14 protein-coding genes and 1 pseudogene are annotated in these 15,782 nt (G+C 44.2%); 7 read left to right on the top strand and 8 right to left on the bottom strand.

Annotated features, from left to right (window positions below; translation table 11 throughout):
• Window positions 1-3: 3 nt before the first annotated feature.
• Together pheT and pheS are read right to left on the bottom strand one after the other, a co-directional pair.
• On the bottom strand, window positions 4-2,391 hold the full coding sequence (gene pheT / locus V6N89_RS08635) for a phenylalanine--tRNA ligase subunit beta (RefSeq protein WP_346993652.1): 2,388 nt from the start codon (window positions 2,389-2,391) through the stop codon (window positions 4-6).
• 14 nt (window positions 2,392-2,405) lie between these two features.
• On the bottom strand, window positions 2,406-3,386 hold the full coding sequence (gene pheS / locus V6N89_RS08630) for a phenylalanine--tRNA ligase subunit alpha (protein WP_338520246.1): 981 nt from the start codon (window positions 3,384-3,386) through the stop codon (window positions 2,406-2,408).
• A gap of 391 nt (window positions 3,387-3,777) precedes the next feature.
• On the opposite strand from pheS, the gene V6N89_RS08625 reads away from it, so the two are divergent.
• On the top strand, window positions 3,778-5,187 hold the full coding sequence (locus V6N89_RS08625; protein ID WP_346993651.1) for a mannose-1-phosphate guanylyltransferase/mannose-6-phosphate isomerase: 1,410 nt from the start codon (window positions 3,778-3,780) through the stop codon (window positions 5,185-5,187).
• A gap of 254 nt (window positions 5,188-5,441) precedes the next feature.
• On the opposite strand, the gene rplT is transcribed toward V6N89_RS08625, so the two are convergent.
• From rplT to thrS, 4 genes and pseudogenes are all read right to left on the bottom strand, one after another.
• Window positions 5,442-5,798, bottom strand: a complete 357-nt coding sequence (gene rplT / locus V6N89_RS08620; RefSeq protein ID WP_070174515.1) for a 50S ribosomal protein L20 — start codon at window positions 5,796-5,798, stop codon at window positions 5,442-5,444.
• A gap of 18 nt (window positions 5,799-5,816) precedes the next feature.
• A complete protein-coding gene (rpmI, locus tag V6N89_RS08615) occupies window positions 5,817-6,014 on the bottom strand; it encodes a 50S ribosomal protein L35 (RefSeq protein WP_012518091.1) in 198 nt (65 codons plus the stop codon).
• A gap of 117 nt (window positions 6,015-6,131) precedes the next feature.
• On the bottom strand, window positions 6,132-6,671 hold the full coding sequence (gene infC / locus V6N89_RS08610) for a translation initiation factor IF-3 (protein WP_071814473.1): 540 nt from the start codon (window positions 6,669-6,671) through the stop codon (window positions 6,132-6,134).
• Window positions 6,672-6,792: 121 nt separating this feature from the next.
• Window positions 6,793-8,710, bottom strand: a pseudogene (thrS, locus tag V6N89_RS08605) (threonine--tRNA ligase).
• A gap of 370 nt (window positions 8,711-9,080) precedes the next feature.
• Here thrS and V6N89_RS08600 point away from each other — a divergent pair.
• The 4 genes from V6N89_RS08600 to V6N89_RS08585 all read left to right on the top strand — a co-directional run bounded on the left by V6N89_RS08600 (window position 9,081) and on the right by V6N89_RS08585 (window position 11,895).
• Window positions 9,081-9,734 carry a fructosamine kinase family protein gene (locus tag V6N89_RS08600; RefSeq protein WP_338517203.1) on the top strand — a complete coding sequence of 218 codons (654 nt, stop codon included), beginning with the start codon at window positions 9,081-9,083 and terminating at the stop codon, window positions 9,732-9,734.
• A 40-nt stretch (window positions 9,735-9,774) separates the two neighbouring features.
• Complete coding sequence (locus tag V6N89_RS08595; protein WP_338517201.1) at window positions 9,775-9,969, top strand: fructosamine kinase family protein; 195 nt, start codon at window positions 9,775-9,777, stop codon at window positions 9,967-9,969.
• A 90-nt stretch (window positions 9,970-10,059) separates the two neighbouring features.
• Window positions 10,060-10,809 (top strand): pteridine reductase, encoded by a 750-nt coding sequence (locus V6N89_RS08590; RefSeq protein ID WP_338517200.1) that lies wholly within the window; start codon window positions 10,060-10,062, stop codon window positions 10,807-10,809.
• A gap of 30 nt (window positions 10,810-10,839) precedes the next feature.
• Window positions 10,840-11,895 (top strand): DUF3080 family protein, encoded by a 1,056-nt coding sequence (locus tag V6N89_RS08585; RefSeq protein WP_338517199.1) that lies wholly within the window; start codon window positions 10,840-10,842, stop codon window positions 11,893-11,895.
• Here the strand turns inward: V6N89_RS08585 and V6N89_RS08580 are convergent.
• Both V6N89_RS08580 and V6N89_RS08575 read right to left on the bottom strand, forming a co-directional pair.
• Window positions 11,892-13,016: a mechanosensitive ion channel family protein gene (locus V6N89_RS08580; RefSeq protein WP_338517198.1), complete on the bottom strand. Its 1,125-nt coding sequence runs from the start codon at window positions 13,014-13,016 to the stop codon at window positions 11,892-11,894. The genes V6N89_RS08585 and V6N89_RS08580 overlap by 4 nt on opposite strands.
• A 56-nt stretch (window positions 13,017-13,072) precedes the next feature.
• Window positions 13,073-13,699, bottom strand: coding sequence for a CPBP family intramembrane glutamic endopeptidase (locus V6N89_RS08575; RefSeq protein WP_338517197.1), 627 nt, complete (start codon window positions 13,697-13,699; stop codon window positions 13,073-13,075).
• Window positions 13,700-14,067: 368 nt separating this feature from the next.
• On the opposite strand from V6N89_RS08575, the gene V6N89_RS08570 reads away from it, so the two are divergent.
• The gene (locus V6N89_RS08570; RefSeq protein WP_346993650.1) at window positions 14,068-14,901 is read left to right on the top strand and encodes a MurR/RpiR family transcriptional regulator; all 834 of its coding nucleotides are present in this window, start codon (window positions 14,068-14,070) and stop codon (window positions 14,899-14,901) included.
• A gap of 156 nt (window positions 14,902-15,057) precedes the next feature.
• Window positions 15,058-15,621 carry a DUF924 family protein gene (locus V6N89_RS08565; protein ID WP_338517194.1) on the top strand — a complete coding sequence of 188 codons (564 nt, stop codon included), beginning with the start codon at window positions 15,058-15,060 and terminating at the stop codon, window positions 15,619-15,621.
• Window positions 15,622-15,782: the final 161 nt, after the last annotated feature.

Here is a 15,782-nt window from a genome sequence, read left to right as displayed (position 1 = left end):
AGTTTACTCTCTTAACGCGGCCCCAAACTCAGATTCCAGACCTTTAACCACAGTATCCACCGCTTGCTGAATCTCAGCTTCTTCTAAGGTTTTATCCGGATCTTGTAAATGAAGAGACAAAGCAAGGCTCTTGTAACCAGGTTCAATTCCCTTGCCTTTGTACTCATCGAACAAGTTTAGAGCAACTAGTTGATTTACGCCAATTTTTTCTATGTAAGAAAGTACATTTCCTACACGCACTTCATCTTTAACCGTAATAGCAATATCACGGCGGTTTGATGGGAAGCGCGATACCTGTACAGCAGACGGTAGTTTGCGGTCTGTAATGGCATCTACCACTAACTCGAACACAAATACGCGGCCGTTAACACCAAGCAATTTTGTAAATTGCGGGTGTATAGCACCAATATAGCCAACTTTTTCATCATTAAGCAAAATTTTTGCAGTCATACCAGGATGTAATGCACTATGCTCGCCCGTGACGAACTGGAACTCGCCCGTTCTTCCGGTTAACGCAAGCAACGCCTCAACATCAGCCTTGGCATCGAAGAAATCAACTGGGCTATCGCCCAAATCCCAATGTTCTTCGTTACGACGCCCTGCTACTACACCACCAATTACTTGCTGTTGCAATACACCATTTGGCGCATCTTGTTGAGGAATAAAGCGTAATCCTGTTTCAAACAAACGAATTCGCTGTTGCTGACGCTTCTGGTTATACGCAGTTGCACCTAGTAAACCCGGCCACAAACTGACGCGCATTATTGACATATCAGAGGATATTGGGTGTGGTAAAACCATGCCCTTCACATCTGGAAATAATGCGTTTTGAATTTTCGGGTCAACAAACGAATAAGTAATCGCTTCATTATAACCGCGGCTAAGTAGCAACGACTTCATTGTATTTAACGGCAACTTAGCTTCTTGTGAAGGCAGCATTGCTAATGTGGCTTTTGGTGCCACGTTAGGAATGTTGTTATAACCGTATACGCGCGCAATCTCTTCAATCAAGTCTTCTTCAATTGAAATATCGAAACGATAGCTAGGTGCAACCGCTTCCCAGCCTGCTTCGGTCTGCGTTACGTCTAAACCAAGGCGGTTAAGCATTTCTGTTACTTTTGCATCATCAATGCTAATACCTAGTACACGAGCTAAACGTTCGCGACGAAGCGTTACTGTTGCTTGCTTAGGCAATTTGTCTTCAGCCACAGCTTCAACAACAGGGCCTGCTTCACCACCGCAAATTTCAAGTACCAGTGCAGTAGCGCGCTCCATGGCTTTGCGTTGAAGCTGAGGGTCTACGCCACGCTCGTAGCGGTGTGAGGCATCGGTATGCAAACCGTATTGACGCGCACGCCCCATAATGGCATCACGCGCAAAGAATGCACTTTCTAACAAAATATCTTGTGTTTCAGCCGTTACACCTGAATGTAAACCACCGAAAATACCTGCCATCGCTAGCGCTTTGTTATCATCAGCAATTACCAAAGTATTGCTTTGCAACTTAGCCTCGTTTTCATCTAATAATGTCAGCGTTTCGGCTTCATTAGCCATACGCACATTGATGTTGCCTTCAATGCTAGCAAGGTTGAACGCGTGCATTGGCTGACCAAGTTCTAGTAGTACGAAGTTAGTCACATCAACGATAGGGTCAATGCTGCGAATTCCGCAACGACGTAACTTTTCAACTAGCCACAATGGCGATGCAGCTTTAACGTTAACGCCTTTAAGTACACGGCCCAAATAACGTGGGCAAGCATCATCTGCACTTAGCGTAATTGACAGTTTATCGTCAATTGTTGCGTCTACTGCAACGACTTCAGGCTCGCATACGTCAAGGTTGTTAAGTACGCCAACTTCACGGGCAATACCGCGAATACCTAAACAGTCTGCGCGGTTTGGTGTTAGGTCTACTTCAATGGCGTTATCGTCTAGACCAAGGTAGTCGCGAATATCCGCACCAATAGGTGCATCAGCTGGAAGCTCAATAATACCGTCGTGGTCATCGCTAATACCCAGCTCAGAGAAACTACATAGCATGCCGAATGACGGCTCGCCGCGAAGCTTTGCTTTCTTAATTTTAAAATCGCCTGGCAATACGGCACCAACGACAGCAACTGCTACTTTTATGCCCTGGCGACAGTTAGGCGCACCACAAACGATATCAAGTAGCTCATCGCCACCAACGTTAATTTTAGTTACGCGAAGTTTATCGGCATTCGGGTGCTGACCGCATTCTACTACTTCACCGACTAACACGCCTTTAAAATCACCTGCTACTGGCTCTACACCGTCTACTTCAAGGCCAGCCATGCTCAACTGTTCAGACAGCTCATGTGCCGACAGCGATGGGTTAACCCACTCTCTTAACCATTTTTCACTGAATTTCATGTTTACTCTCTGCCTTAGTTGAACTGCTTAAGGAAACGAAGGTCGTTTTCAAAGAACGCGCGCAAGTCGTTAACACCATAACGAAGCATGGTTAAACGCTCTACGCCCATACCAAAGGCAAAGCCAGTATATTCTTCTGGGTCGATACCCACTGCTTTAAGTACATTCGGGTGAACCATGCCGCAGCCTAGTACTTCTAACCACTGGCCGTTCTTGCCCATTACATCCACTTCGGCTGATGGTTCAGTAAAAGGGAAATATGACGGACGGAAACGGATTTCTAACGACTCTTCAAAGAAGTGATGAAGAAAGTCGTGAAGAATGCCTTTAAGGTCAGTAAAGCTCACGTTTTTGTCAACCATCAAGCCTTCCACTTGGTGGAACATCGGCGTGTGAGTTTGGTCGTAATCATTACGATATACACGGCCAGGCGAGATTATACGCAGTGGCGGCTTTTCTGCTTCCATCGTGCGAATTTGTACGCCAGAAGTCTGTGTGCGTAGCATCATGTCAGGATTAAAATAGAAGGTATCGTGGTCCGCACGTGCTGGGTGATTCGCAGGAATATTCAGCGCATCAAAGTTGTGAAAACCATCTTCAATTTCAGGGTAGGTTTTGACTGAAAAGCCAAGTTCGCCGAAGAACGATTCAATGCGCGCAATAGTGCGGCTCACCGGATGCAAATTACCTGGCTTTTCTGTGCGACCAGGAAGCGTTACATCAACGGCTTCTTCCGCAAGCTTCTTGTTAAGTTCAGCCGTGCGCAGCAACTCGCCTTTTGCTGAAATAGCTTGCTGAATAACCTGCTTAGCTTGGTTAATTTTTTGGCCCGCGGCAGGACGTTCTTCGTTTGATAACTTTCCAAGTCCTTTAAGTAAGTCGGTAAGCTTACCTTTCTTACCCATGAATTCGACCCTAACCTGGTCAAGTGTGGCTGCATCTTCTGCAGCGTCAATCTGGCTCTGTGCCTGATTGATAATAGCGTCAAGCTCCATGTTTTCCTCAATATACATGATGACTGCATGGCCAAAGCATTGTGAGATTAATTCTGTGCGCTAAGGCTTGCCTGAAATAAAGACAGTAGTTTACACGACAGCAAGACGTTACGGCTACCCTATATGGCTGATAATGGCAGATTTTTACTGTCCAATTCTTCAAATTTATGCGGTCAGCAGTATTGATTTCGTTATTTGGCAAGTGTTAACAGGTAAACACGTCATTTTGATGTAATTTTGTTTTTGCGCTCTAATAATGTTTTAAAGAATCAAGTTAGCGGTATGTAGGCAATTAAGCCCGCTTTGTGCTGTAAACCACCGCATTAATGGTGCTATATTAGTGGTCATTAATCTTAATAATCGAATTATAAGAAGAGACAAGGATTTCAGTATGAAACCAGTAGTATTGGCAGGCGGTACCGGTAGCCGTCTATGGCCGAAATCTCGCGCGGCGCTGCCTAAGCAATTTTTATCACTGACTTCAGATAACACTATGTTGCAAGACACCATTACTCGGTTGAAAGGCACCAACGCTTCACATCCAGTGTTTATTTGCAATGATGCACATCGCTTTTTGGTTGCAGAGCAATTAAGAAAGAAAAACATTCAACACGGCGGCATTTTGCTTGAGCCAGTGGGACGTAATACTGCACCCGCGATTGCCCTTGCTGCGTTGCACGCCACGCAAAATAATGAAGACCCCGTTTTGCTAGTGCTTGCTGCAGACCACCTTATTAAGAACGAACCAGCATTTCATAAAGCAATCGAGAAGGCTGAAAAGCTGGCAGAACAAGGACAACTGGTCACGTTTGGTGTCGTGCCAGATCAACCTCATACCGGCTACGGGTACATAAAGTCTGGTGAATCTATCGGCGACGGATTTAAAGTATCTCAGTTTGTTGAAAAACCAGAGCTTGAGACAGCGAAAGCGTATGTTGAATCAGGCGATTATTTCTGGAACAGCGGCATGTTTATGTTTAAAGCAAGTCGCTATTTAGAAGAATTGGCTAAATATAATCCTGAAATGCTCGAGGTTTGCAAACGCGCTATCGCGACTGAAACACCTGATCTCGATTTCATTCGTGTAGATTACGATATTTTTGCAACCTGCCCTGATGATTCTATCGATTATGCAGTTATGGAAAAAACAGACAGTGCGGCAATGGTCCCTCTTGATGCCAACTGGAGTGATGTTGGTAGCTGGACATCTTTATGGGAAACCGCTGACAAAGATGACGATGGCAACGTGAGCGTGGGTGACACAATTTTAGAGAATACTAAGAACAGCTATGTAAACGCTGAGCAGCGTCTTGTTTCGGTTATTGGGCTTGAAGACGTTATAGTGGTGGAGACCAAAGACGCTGTTATGGTGGCGCATAAGGATGATGCCCAAAGTATTAAAAATGTGGTCAACAAACTAAAGGCCGAAAAGCGTCCTGAGTTTGAATTTCACCGAGAGGTTTATCGTCCTTGGGGAAGTTATGACTCTATTGACAGCGGTGATCGTTTTCAAGTTAAACGCATTACTGTAAAGCCCGGAGAAAAGCTTTCTGTACAAATGCACCACCATCGCGCTGAGCACTGGATTGTCGTATCGGGGAGTGCCAATGTCACTATTAATGACAATACGCAACTCGTAACAGAAAATGAATCTGTATACATTCCAATTGGTGCGGTGCACGCATTAGAGAACCCTGGAAAAATTCCGCTAGAGCTAATCGAAGTACAATCTGGCGCTTATTTGGGTGAAGACGATATTGTTCGCTTCTCTGACAGATATGGTCGTGTTGAGAAAAAATAGTCAACCGACTTGGTTGGCCTTGTGAAAGGCATTTGTTTGAATTGAAAAGCAGAGTCGCACTCTGCTTTTTTTGTATCTTCTAATGCAACTGCCCTACTTCATTGCATGCTTTTGATTGAAATAAGAAGCAACAAATGTCTATTTTGGTGGTTCTGGTTGAATGTGAAGGGAAGAGAGATATTGTTAATAGAACGAAAAAAGGCGAGCATCCTGCTCGCCTTTTCCGAAAGAACTTAAACTTAATTAGTTAATAATTAAGCTAATGCGCCTTTAGCCGCGTCGACTAGTGCGCTGAAAGCTGCTTTGTCATGTACTGCGATGTCGGCAAGGATCTTACGATCGATTTCAACAGACGCTTTCTTCAAACCGTTAATGAAACGGCTGTATGACATACCATTTTGACGTGCAGCAGCGTTGATACGTGCAATCCATAGTTGACGGAATTGACGCTTGCGCTGACGACGGTCACGGTAAGCATATTGACCAGCTTTAGTTACGGCTTGTACCGCTACGCGATAAACACGTGAACGAGCACCGTAATAACCTTTTGCCTGCTTGAGGACTTTTTTGTGACGAGCACGTGCGATAGTGCCGCGTTTTACTCTAGCCATTAATCAGTCTCCTAAGTCTTATACGTAAGGCAACATGCGCTGAACCAATTTGGTATCAGAGTCATGAACCAGTTTCTTGCCACGAAGGTGACGTTTACGCTTAGAGCTCTTCTTAGTCAGAATGTGACGTAAGTGAGACTGTTTGCTTTTAAAGCGGCCAGAACCCGTTTTCTTAAAACGTTTGGCGGCACCGCTTACAGTTTTCATTTTAGGCATTGCTAAAACTCCGCATTGTTTAATATCGATACATTATGGTGTGCAGTCACCTAGTACCGGTTAATGTTTGCAGCAAGGTGTTTCAGGGTGCAGATTCCTGAAAACTTTAGACCATTACTACTTCTTATTTGGGGCTAGCACCATGATCATCTGACGGCCTTCCACACGGCGTGGGAAAGACTCGCATGTAGCGATGTCTTCTAAATCGGTTTTAACACGATTTAGTAGATCGATACCGATGTCTTGGTGCGCCATTTCACGTCCGCGGAAACGAATCGTGACTTTGGCTTTATCACCACCTTCAAGAAAGCGACGCAGGTTGCGCAGTTTGACCTGGTAATCGCCTTCATCAGTGCCAGGGCGAAATTTAATCTCCTTGACCTGAATTTGCTTCTGTTTTTTCTTCTGCTCTTTTTGAGCTTTACTTTTTTCGAAGAGGAATTTGCCATAGTCCATAACTTTACAGACTGGCGGCTCGGCATTCGGACTGATTTCTACTAGATCTAGGCCCGCTTCTTCTGCGTTACGAGTAGCTTCTGCAAGCGAAACTACACCAACCTGTTCACCGTCTTTGCCAATTAATCTTACTTCTCTGGCTTTAATCTCATCGTTAATGCGGGCTTTATCGCCCTGAGCCTTGTTGTTAGCGCCTTTAATGTGCTATTCCTCCAAACATTTAATTCTTTTGTCTGCTTTTGGGCGGTTTAACCTAAATAAGTAACCTAAAAATAAAACCAAAAGCAGACACCTTGCTGTGTATTATACACAAAATGCTCAACTACTTAATTGTCTTTTCAACAACTTCTTGTTGAGCCATGGCAATAAAGTCTTCCAGGCGCATTTTGCCTAGGTCGTCACCGCGGCGAGAACGCACTGCTACTTCGCCCGCTTCCATTTCTTTATCACCCACAACGAGCATATATGGAATACGCTTCAAAGTGTGCTCGCGGATTTTAAAGCCGATCTTCTCATTTCGCAAGTCAGACTTTGCTCTAAATCCTAAATCTTGCAGTTTTTTTACACAATTTGTGGCGTAATCAGCTTGTTTATCGGTAATGTTCATTACAACAACCTGCTGAGGCGCCAACCAAAGTGGGAAGAAACCTGCAAATTCTTCGGTCAAAATACCGATGAAACGCTCAAGCGACCCCAAGATTGCGCGGTGAATCATTACCAAGCACTTTACGCTCGCCGTCTTCCGCTACATACGTTGAGCCCAAACGGCCTGGCATAGAGAAGTCAAGTTGAACGGTTCCACATTGCCAAGCACGGTCAAGGCAGTCGTGAAGCGTAAACTCAATTTTAGGGCCGTAGAATGCCCCCTCACCCGGCTGATAGTCGAACTCAATGTCATTAGCTTTTAGCGCTTCAGCCAATGCAGCTTCGGATTTATCCCAAATTTCGTCTGCACCAACACGCTTTTCAGGGCGCGTAGACAGCTTAACTTTGATGTCTTCAAAACCAAATGCGGCGTACGTCTCATACACCATCTTTATACAGTTGCTCACCTCTTCAAGGATCTGCTCTTCTGTACAGAAGATATGTGCATCGTCTTGCGTAAAGCCACGAACACGCATGAGGCCGTGAAGTGCACCTGACGGTTCATTGCGGTGACAGCATCCAAATTCAGCCATTTTAAGTGGTAAATCGCGGTACGATTTCAAGCCCTGGTTGAATATTTGTACGTGACCTGGACAGTTCATTGGCTTAACTGCATATTCACGCTTTTCAGATTCAGTGGTGAACATGTTATCAGCGTACTTGTCCCAGTGGCCTGACTTTTCCCACAAGGTACGGTCCATCATTAATGGGCCTTTCACTTCATCGTATCCATACTCACGCAGTTTTTTACGAACAAAGCTCTCTAGTTCTGTGTAGATAGACCAACCATCGTTGTGCCAAAACACCATGCCTGGTGCTTCTTCTTGCCAGTGAAACAAGTTCAGCGCTTTACCAATTTTACGGTGGTCACGTTTTTCAGCTTCTTCTAAGCGCTGTAGATAAGACTTAAGCTGCTTTTTATCAGCCCATGCTGTGCCGTAAATGCGCTGAAGCATTTTGTTGTCACTGTCACCTCGCCAGTATGCTCCGGCCACTTTCATCAGTTTGAAGTGATGACAGAATTTCATGTTTGGTACATGAGGACCGCGACACATGTCAGTGTATTCTTCGTGATGATAAAGTGCTGGTTTGTCATCCTTGCTGATATTTTCGTCAAGGATTTCCATTTTGTATGTCTCGCCGCGTGCTTCAAATGCATCGCGTGCTTCTTGCCAGCTCACCTTGTTTTTTACTACGTTGTAGTTCGTTTTTGCTAGCTCAAGCATACGCTTCTCAAGCTTTACAAGGTCTTCCTGAGACAGGCTTTCTTCCATATCGACGTCATAATAGAAACCATTGTCGATAACTGGACCAATTGCCATTTTGGTGTTTGGCCATAGCTGCTTAATTGCATGCCCTAATAAATGAGCGCAGCTGTGGCGAAGAATCTCTAAACCGTCCTCGTCTTTTGCGGTAATAATTTGAAGTTGCGCGTCGCTTTCAATCATATCAACGGCGTCTACAAGCTCACCGTTCACTTTTCCTGCAATGGTTGCTTTGGCTAAACCAGGGCCAATATCATTTGCAACATCTAATACAGAAACAGGGTTGTCGAAAGCGCGTTGGCTTCCATCAGGAAGGGTAATAACAGGCATTTTAATTCCTTTACAGTGGTGACGCCTACTCTGCGCCACTTGCATTTTAAAAAATAGCAGCGTGAAGTGACCACGCCATGAACTATTCGCTTAGCCATTTTTGCTTTGCTAGGCTTTGAAAAATATCGCATTACGCGAAAAGCGAAGCACGGATTATAGCGAGTGTATAGTCAACTTCAATAATCAAAATCGTTTTATCTGAAATAAACCTCCAAATTCATTTTTGCATTAACACAAATTATTCTCATTAATTGTGCATTTGTGGAAATTTACTCCATACTTCTAGTTGAAGTCGAGTTGACGTTTTTTCCACGTTTTTCCACTTATTCATCGTCGTCCAAAGGAATAGGCACGTTACGGAGCGTACGAGATGTGGCACTTTATTAGCGAACATATTTCTGAAACAACCAATACATTTTTTAGCTGTCAACGCGCAGACCCAGTAAGTGGTGGTGATACGCACGAAAGCTATATTATTAAAGACACAACTCGCCGCTATTTTGTCAAAACGCGACAATATGATGATACGCAACAGTTGTCCCATGAAGCAGAAGGGCTTAATGCGCTGAGCAACAGTGAGGTAATCCTTGTCCCTAGCGTCATCTGCCACGGCATTACCAAAGACAGTTCACCGAATATCGAGTACCTCGTACTCTCTCACATTCGCTTTGTTGAGCCTTCCCTCGATGATTATTTTACCCTTGGCCAGCACCTAGCCTCGCTGCATTCGCTTAATGCCTATACCAGCTATGGCTGGCCTCACGATAACTACATTGGAGCCAACGTTCAAACAAACGGAAGAACAGCATCATGGGCAGATTTTTTCGCTGAAAAACGGATAGGAAGTATGTTGGAGAGACTTGCATCAACGGGGGTGTGGCAGCACACCGATGGTGATATAGACAGCATCGTAGAGTTGAGTAGAAACCTGCTTAGTTTGCACCAGCCTCATCCCGCTCTTCTTCACGGTGACTTGTGGGCAGGAAATGCTGGCTTTTGTAAAAAAGGGCTAGGTTCTCTTTGATCCTGCAGTGTACGTTGGTGATGGAGAAACAGACCTTGCCATGGCAGAGTTATTTGGTGGTTTTCCTGCTCCATTCTTTGAAGGTTACCAATCGACCTCACCTGTAGAAAAAAACTATTCACAGAGAAAACCCATTTATCAGCTTTACCATATTTTAAACCACGGGTTATTATTCGGTGCGCATTACATAACGCAAGCCAAACAGATTGTTAGCGACATCCAAAGGCAAATGTAATGAAGCGAATCTGCATTGAGTAGCACTAACCCACAAGGTAGCACTACGCGCATTCTGTAAATAATACATGAAATAACTAAGAGTAATTATATGGGAAATTCAGCTCCCGTTGCCCTAATAACAGGTGCAGCGAAGCGCATTGGTGCACAGATAGCAAAAAAGCTTCATGCTGAAGGTTTCAATGTCATCATTCACTACAACCGTTCAATGCATAAAGCGAATGTGCTGGTTGATCAATTAAACGTGACACGTTCCAATTCAGCTACCAGCCTCAGCGCCGATCTATGCAACCTCTCCATGATTGATAGCCTCGCAGAGCAAGCCCTTGCTTCGTGGGGTCATGTCGATGTTTTAGTTAACAATGCGTCGAGCTTTTATCCAACCCCCATTGGCGGCATTACCGATAGTGACTGGTCGTCATTGGTAGGTAGTAATGTAAAAGGACCACTTTTTCTGACACAAGCCCTAGCACCAGCCCTAAAAGCGCGTTCTGGAAGTATCGTAAATATGGTTGATATGCATATCGACAGACCGCTACCCAGTCACAGTGTTTATCTTATTGCTAAGAACGGACTGGCATCATTAACCCGTTCTCTAGCGACAGAATTGGCACCTAATATACGAGTCAACGGTATTGGGCCTGGCGCCATATTATGGCCCGAGAGAGACATGGAAGAGGAAGAAAAGCAGAAACTCATCGACACTATTCCACTAGGCACTCTAGGTTCACCAGAGGACATCGCAGATACAGTTTGGTTTCTCATCAACGCACCTTACATCACCGGACAGATCCTTTATGTTGATGGTGGACGTAGTCTATATACAAGCGCCTCGGCATAGCGCTTTGGTAGATGGATTAAAAGGTGATTAATGGCAAAAATATGTGTTGATGCGCGCGTTTTGTTTTTAGCGTTAATGGTTATGCTTCTTGGCGGGTGCTTTGGCGAGCGCACTGTAGTAGACAGTCTAGAAGACTATAATGCACGCTTAGCCTATGTGCTAGATACAGACTTTCCCCAGATAATATCACCCTCACTACCCGCGCTGGCAGCATCTACAAGTATCAAACACGATATTGAAGAGTTGAGTATAAATTTGCGCGATTTCTATGCCCTACAAGATTGTGAATTAGGTCGCGTGGTCGCTCAGCGCAACACCTCACTGGGGAAAAGCCAACTTCCATCACAAAGGCTGGTTTATGAAAGCAAACTCTTGTCTGTGCTTTCAAGTTGTGAAAACGCCATTCGACAGTCTAACCCCAAACTGGCCGATACGTTGGGTGAATGGCAGGAACAAAAACGCAAAGATTATGTCAAAAGCTGGGCCAACCTACTCCAAGCCAGCAAAGAACTCAGACTTGCTCTAAATACACCAGAGCGTTTGATATCAGACACCACACCCAAAAATGCCAATGCAAGCATAAACAGCCTCTTCTACATTGATGGCGTCAAAGAAATTGCTTCTCAGGCTGACATCCGACCGATTAACAGCGCAGAGCTTGAGGCGCAGTTAGAAATAATCCAGTCTGCTCGACTACCTGCTTCTCTATGGCGAACACAGCATGTGGTGGCACACAACTTAGACGCACTGAGTACGGCACTCACATCTGAGTTACAAAAGGTGTCCTGTCCAGATGGACGCGCCACCGAACAGGCCAAAATACTTAGAAATGTGTTCTATCTTTTTTTTATTGAAGAAATACAGCCTGTAGGAAGCTTGATAAACCAATATCATTATAAGCTGGTGCCATTGTGGCAAAAGTGGCTAGAAGACGCTTCATTTCATTCCGACTTCAAGCAATACATTATCACCCAGAGTCAAACAAACTTCACGGCATACAGCCAAGCAGTACAAACCCATGTAACCTTGTGGCAAACATTTCTCAAACGCTGCAACCTATCTCCAGTTGCACCTACAGGGGCTTAAAGTATATTTTGCCCCTCCTCAGGGTCTCTTGAACGGCGCGCTTGTTCCCTGATGTCATGCGCTTCTGTAGCGACATCGTCAATCGTATTGCCTGACGAGGTATTAACTGACTTTGTTGTTTTAACTCCGTTTTGTTGGCTAGGAGAGCTTGATATTTTCTCTCTCTCTAACGAGAGTCCTTGTGGAAAGATTCGCTCTCTTGCATCGTCTGGCATACTTATACCAGCGTCATCAAAAGCGCATACAATCTCTCTCATCAGCAATGACGACATTTTTATAACGCTGGTTTCCTCCACATTAACCCAAAAATAAACCTTAATGTTGTATGTAGAAGGCCCTAAATTATCAATAAGTATCAACGGCTCTGGATCGGTTAGAACGTAAGTTTGTTGGGCTATGACCGATTGTGCAAGCTGTTGAGCATGTTTGACACTTGCATCGTAACCAACGCCTATTACAAAACTTCCTCGCATTAATGGGTTTGCCGTGAGGTTTTTAATGACACCTTTGTAAATGGTAGCATTGGGTATTTGGATGTGGTTTCCATCGAAGTCGACTAGCGTTGTAGCTCTTGCCGTCACTTTTTGAATAATGCCCGTAAACTCATTAATTTGAACTATATCCCCAATGCTAAACGGCCGTTGTACAGTAAGTAACAAGCTTGAAATAAAATTCTCAGCAATATCCCTAAACGCGAAGCCTAAAATTAGTCCAACCACGCCAGTACCACTGACAACAGCAATTGCAAAGCCAGTTAGTCCAGCAAGAAATAGAAAAATATAAATACCAAACACCACAAATAAAACACTTATGGATCGCTGGAAAACTGATCTGAGTAGCGGAGAAGTTGAAGTACGTGTAAGCGGCTTTACCAAAGCCCTAGAAAGTGGCGAAGCTAAAACAATGAAAATGATCATAATGGCAATGCCAATTGCGATTCCAGGGAGGCGAAACAAAAAGCCCTCCCATAGCTGAGCAAGAAGCGACTGAGCTTCCACAAGACTAGTAAGCTCTTCGCCATTTTCTGAGAGGAGAACCTTTGACGGAGCTATCAGGAAGTCGATGAACACGTCACTGCTATATTCCGAAAGTAAGACGCTATCTAGGTATCCATCTATCATCTCATTCCTTAGTAAAGTACGCTAGTTGTACTCAGTATTTAATCTGTTCTTACTTGTTACTGTGCAATGACCAGATAAGATCCTAGACCAATTGTAAATAAAAAACTGCCCCACAGCGCATGCTCAATAACAACAACGGGTGTTGAGTTAGTCTGCATGTAGCGATACCCAAAAATAGCGCCACCAAACCAAGATATAACTACCGCCACCCAGTTGCCATAAACCAAATGCGCAAGTCCAAATACAAAGGTACTCAAAATCCAGCGCGCATATTTAGACGGCAAGATGCGCTTATAGCGATGAAAAAAGTACGTCCTAAATATGATTTCTTGAGGAACAACTGACACGACAGGATAAATTAAAAGTGTAGCTATCCACATCCAAGGTTCGTTCATTGGCCAGTGTAAGAACAATTCTGGCTTTAAAAAATACACACCCAGAGCAAGTAAAAATGCCCAAGGTACAAATAATTTCAGTGTGCTAATAAAATGCGTTCTGTAGTCTTCCCAGTGCCATAGCTTAATGCGCATAAACTGTTTATCTGCTAACAAAATTACCAAACAGCACACACCAATAAACCCGAGGATGGGCATAAGATAGTTTGCAAAGTGTTTTATCCAGTAAAGCACAGCAAAAGGAAGTACAACGAACAGCATGATCAACTCTGACCAAAGCTTTACCACAACCCACCCCTTTATTACCTGACAATGACACTTTTATGAAATTGTAGTGCCAATAATGAAGAAATGAGACATTTTCCTTATGCAACTTTAGCCTAATGTGTGATGGCATCAAAATTCTGGCATTTTACAGCAGGCACGACTCGCACACTAAACATATGAAAAGGATACAGTTATTGCTAAGGACATCTTCATTCTTAAGGCCATCATCAGTTTGCCAGTTTACCTAACATGCCCCACTCGAAATTGAATATCGATTGCGCTTAACGTGTAGTTAAATTTGTATATCCCACAAAAGTCGTGAAATAATTGCACTACAACAGTACATCCGAATCGCATAGCAATGTACGAGAGGATAAAAGGCGGTAAAAATGGCGAAAAAGAGCCCCAACGACGTACTTAAACAAATAGAAAAACACTATGCGTCCCTCTCTCCTTCTGGAAAAGCCATAGCGCACTATTTGCAGCAAAACCCCATTGCTGTGTTAAGTCAATCCACCTCACTCATTGCAGAAAAAACCGCGACATCGAAAGCGACTGTCAGCCGTTTTTTTAGACAACTCGGATTTGACTCTCATCAACAAGCGAAAGATGCACTTGCTCAACTTCGTGAACAAGGCGTACCTGTTGTTGCACCTTCTAGTAATGTTGCGCAGCATGAAAATGAAGTGAGAAACCTAGCGTTGACATTTGACGGGATCCCGTTAAATACGCTCAAGGAAGTTGCCCGTTTGCTGGCAAGTGCTAAACAAGTCACCTTGATAGGTTTTAGAAACGCCTACCCTATCGCACTTCATTTTAGACAGCAGCTCAAGCAGATACGGCCTTCTGTACGCGTTTTACCGCAACCAGGGCAAACGTTAAGTGAAGACATCATCGACTTAACTGAAAACGATGTTGTGATACTTTTCGGCTTTAGGCGTAGAACACGCCAATTCAAATATGTGTTGGACAGCATTGGGCATTGCACCACTGTGCTGATAACGGATCCCACTGGGCAAGCTTATCGAAATCATGTTGACCATTTGCTGGTTTCCCATATTGGCAGCGAACTTCCCTTTGACAGCTATTCAGCACCGATGAGTTTAGTCGCATCCTTGTGCAACCTAACGTATGACGAACTTGGTCATGCCGCAAGCGATAGGGTTGAAGCCATTACCGACATTTATATTCAAATGGATGAATTAGAGAGCCCTAAACGATAAGTCTTAGCTTTGTTTAAAGATTGAGCAGCTGAAGTCGATAACAAGAGCGTGTTGACGTTTTCGGTAAGCTTTGCTGCAAAAACGTACGGCAAAGGTCAACACGCTCTAACATTATCAATACACTAGCGCGGCGCTTTTACAATACATGGAGTGACAATGGATAAAACGCGGTTTGTCATGGAAGAAGCAAACGAAGTCATTGAATTTTGGTTTAGCGAGTTAGACGACACGCAATGGTTTGCGCAAAATGATGCTTTAGATAAAACCATTAGAACACGCTTTTGGGATTTACGTGATGCGGCCTCTCGCGGCGAGCTATGGCCATGGCGCGCGACCCCTATGGGGCGCTTGGCCGAAATTATTATCCTAGATCAGTTCTCTAGAAACATTTACCGAAACAGCCCTGTCGCATTTAGTACCGATGGTATGGCGCTAGTACTCGCACAAGAAGCACTCAGCGTTGAGGCAGACAAAACACTCACGACACAGCAACGCGCTTTTCTGTATATGCCTTTTATGCACAGTGAATCTCTTGCTATACACGATATTGCGCTTGAGCTTTTCTCACAAGAAGGACTTGAGCAACAATTCACTTTTGCAAAGCGTCATCAACAGGTTATCGAAACCTTCGGGCGCTACCCTCACAGAAACCACCTATTAGGTCGCGACTCCACCGTCGAAGAACTATTGTTTATCGAAAGCCACCCAGACGGATTCTAAACAATACTTACCACCAAGGTTAAAACACAACTCGTAATTAAGGTACGGCTTAATGCTTTGAAAATACCACTTCTTTAAGGTGTACAGCTACAAACAAATAGCTCCTTATCTTTTCACATATAGGCTTTTAGGTTTCGACCCAAAACAGGGGTTTATCATTA

It is taken from the genome of Alteromonas gracilis (assembly GCF_036870955.2).
GTDB classification, from domain to species: Bacteria; Pseudomonadota; Gammaproteobacteria; order Enterobacterales; family Alteromonadaceae; genus Alteromonas; species Alteromonas gracilis_A.
The sequence above is the reverse complement of the archived record's forward strand: the minus strand, read 5'-3'. Positions and strand labels throughout refer to the sequence as shown.

Bases quoted from the DNA above. Each gene is read 5' to 3' on its own strand.
- pheT (WP_346993652.1), bottom strand. From the start codon at position 2,391: ATGAAATTCAGTGAAAAATGGTTAAGAGAGTGGGTTAACCCATCGCTG.
- pheS (WP_338520246.1), bottom strand. From the start codon at position 3,386: ATGGAGCTTGACGCTATTATCAATCAGGCACAGAGCCAGATTGACGCT.
- V6N89_RS08625 (WP_346993651.1), top strand. From the start codon at position 3,778: ATGAAACCAGTAGTATTGGCAGGCGGTACCGGTAGCCGTCTATGGCCG.
- rplT (WP_070174515.1), bottom strand. From the start codon at position 5,798: ATGGCTAGAGTAAAACGCGGCACTATCGCACGTGCTCGTCACAAAAAA.
- rpmI (WP_012518091.1), bottom strand. From the start codon at position 6,014: ATGCCTAAAATGAAAACTGTAAGCGGTGCCGCCAAACGTTTTAAGAAA.
- V6N89_RS08600 (WP_338517203.1), top strand. From the start codon at position 9,081: ATGTGGCACTTTATTAGCGAACATATTTCTGAAACAACCAATACATTT.
- V6N89_RS08595 (WP_338517201.1), top strand. From the start codon at position 9,775: ATGGCAGAGTTATTTGGTGGTTTTCCTGCTCCATTCTTTGAAGGTTAC.
- V6N89_RS08590 (WP_338517200.1), top strand. From the start codon at position 10,060: ATGGGAAATTCAGCTCCCGTTGCCCTAATAACAGGTGCAGCGAAGCGC.
- V6N89_RS08585 (WP_338517199.1), top strand. From the start codon at position 10,840: ATGGCAAAAATATGTGTTGATGCGCGCGTTTTGTTTTTAGCGTTAATG.
- V6N89_RS08580 (WP_338517198.1), bottom strand. From the start codon at position 13,016: ATGATAGATGGATACCTAGATAGCGTCTTACTTTCGGAATATAGCAGT.
- V6N89_RS08570 (WP_346993650.1), top strand. From the start codon at position 14,068: ATGGCGAAAAAGAGCCCCAACGACGTACTTAAACAAATAGAAAAACAC.
- V6N89_RS08565 (WP_338517194.1), top strand. From the start codon at position 15,058: ATGGATAAAACGCGGTTTGTCATGGAAGAAGCAAACGAAGTCATTGAA.